Below are 1818 nucleotides of genomic sequence, written 5' to 3' on the forward strand. Positions count from 1 at the left end.
AAAAACAAAAAGTTAATCCTGAAAATTACATTTTTGGCGCAATGAGAAATACTTTTGAAGTGTGGTACAGCGAATACCTGCAATCATTAAGTTAAAATGGCTACATTAGCTCATATAAGAGCCATAGAGAAACTTTAAAAGCAACAGGTGTGACAGAATTAGCGGTTTATCAAAAAGGAAAGCGAATTATGGTTACATTACCAGTCTAAAAAAACGTCCTCAACATCAAAAGTGAGGACGTTTTTTTAGATTTCTTTTTCTAAAATCGGACAAATACGATCTTGTTTTCCTAAAGGAAAATGTTTTATCCCGATTTTTTTAAATCCATGACGTTCATAAAAACGAATGCCTGCATAATTTTTTTCATAAACAGTCAAACGTAAATAACGTTTTTGTTTCGTTTTAGCATAACGATTCGCTTCATCGAGTAACCGTTGCCCTAACCCTTTGCGTACACGTTTTTGGAACGTCTACGCAAAGGCTTTTAGCAATCAAATTACTCACTATTATATCAAATATTTCAATTAATTAACCCGTTTTCAAATATTTATATTCTAAGCATAATAAAAAGACACACCAGGTGCCTTTTGTTTATTATAATATTTATACAGCTAGTCGTTTTTTATTTTGGTTTAATGACCAGGACCATACAAGTTTAAAATGACAACTCCTGACAAAATTAATACAATTCCTAAGACGCTGCTCAGATTAATAGATTCTTTCCAAACGACTACTGCCAAAACAGTTGTCAATACAATTCCTAAGCCAGCCCATAAAGCGTAAGCAACACTCAAGTTTATAGTTTTCATAGCTAATGCTAAAAAATAAAAACTTGCACCGTATGAAACTAAAGACCCCACAGTTTCCCAAAGCGAACTGAATCCGTTTGAAGCTTTTAACAAATTCGTTCCCAAGAGTTCACCTAGAATCGCGAGCCCCAAAAATATATATCCCATTAAATTACACCTACCTTTTTTTTTATAACGAAAATAATGCCAAAAATGAAAAAATTCATTAGTCGGCGTTTTTTAGCTAGCCACAACCCAGCTATTCGTATATTTTTTATTATACAATTTTACAATTTACTCCGCTTAATTGCAATGTCGTTTTTAATTATTCTCGAATTCTTGTTTTTTAACTTCAAGCATACGTTGTTTACGCTTTTCATAAGCTCTACGGTAACGTTGCATGGCTTTATATTCCTGCTCAAAGACTACCATAGGTCGTTTACCGTCAAGTGCCTGTCTCAATGGCATAGCATTCATTTTTGAAGCTACTTCATCTAATTGTCGTTGTTTCACATCTTTAAATGACGTGCCTTTAGGGTACCAATCACGTAGCTTACGGTTTCTGTTTTCATTTGAACCACGTTGTTGTGGTGATGACGGTGTGGCATAGTATAGCTTAATTTTAAGCTCTTTTTGAACATATTCTAAAAAGTCCCATGAGATAAATTCAGAACCATTGTCGGCTGTTATAGTACGCACAGCTTTGCCATAACGCTCATAAAACAACCTAAATGCATTGAAACACTTGACTTCTGGTAGAAAAATAGTCCATCTTTTTAGTATAAGAGCAGGATCATTTGCAGACCATAAACTAATTAACTTTATGGTCTGCAAATGATCCAAAGAAAATGGAAAAAATGATTGGGATTATTTTTAATGCTAAAAAGGCAAGTGAAACATTTATTACTCAACAAACAGGAAAACCAACAACTATCTTTTTAGATAACTACGAGGATTTGCAACATGACATCACAGTTTCATTGAGAAGAACATTTAACGCTATTAGAAATAAACAGGATAAAAAACAAAA

1 protein-coding gene and 3 pseudogenes are annotated in these 1818 nt (G+C 33.3%); 1 reads left to right on the forward strand and 3 read right to left on the reverse strand.

From position 1 onward, the window contains the following. Positions 1–245: 245 nt before the first annotated feature. The 3 genes and pseudogenes from AC1RPK_RS07550 to AC1RPK_RS07560 form a co-directional block, all read right to left on the reverse strand. Positions 246–449 (reverse strand): annotated as a pseudogene (locus tag AC1RPK_RS07550) (GNAT family N-acetyltransferase); the annotation flags it as partial. A 183-nt stretch (positions 450–632) separates the two neighbouring features. Further along, positions 633–956, reverse strand: a complete 324-nt coding sequence (locus AC1RPK_RS07555; protein ID WP_047916691.1) for a DMT family transporter — start codon at positions 954–956, stop codon at positions 633–635. 153 nt (positions 957–1109) lie between these two features. Further along, positions 1110–1523 (reverse strand): annotated as a pseudogene (locus tag AC1RPK_RS07560) (IS30 family transposase); the annotation flags it as partial. Between the two features lie 113 nt (positions 1524–1636). Between AC1RPK_RS07560 and AC1RPK_RS07565 the strand changes: the two are divergent. After that, a pseudogene (locus AC1RPK_RS07565) lies at positions 1637–1818 on the forward strand (plasmid replication initiation protein); the annotation flags it as partial.

This window comes from Dellaglioa sp. CoH-55-MRSF-6, assembly GCF_056782215.1.

What these genes read in the sequence shown, in the direction of transcription:
- AC1RPK_RS07555 (WP_047916691.1), bottom strand. Translation starts at nt 956, where the DNA reads ATGGGATATATATTTTTGGGGCTCGCGATTCTAGGTGAACTCTTGGGA.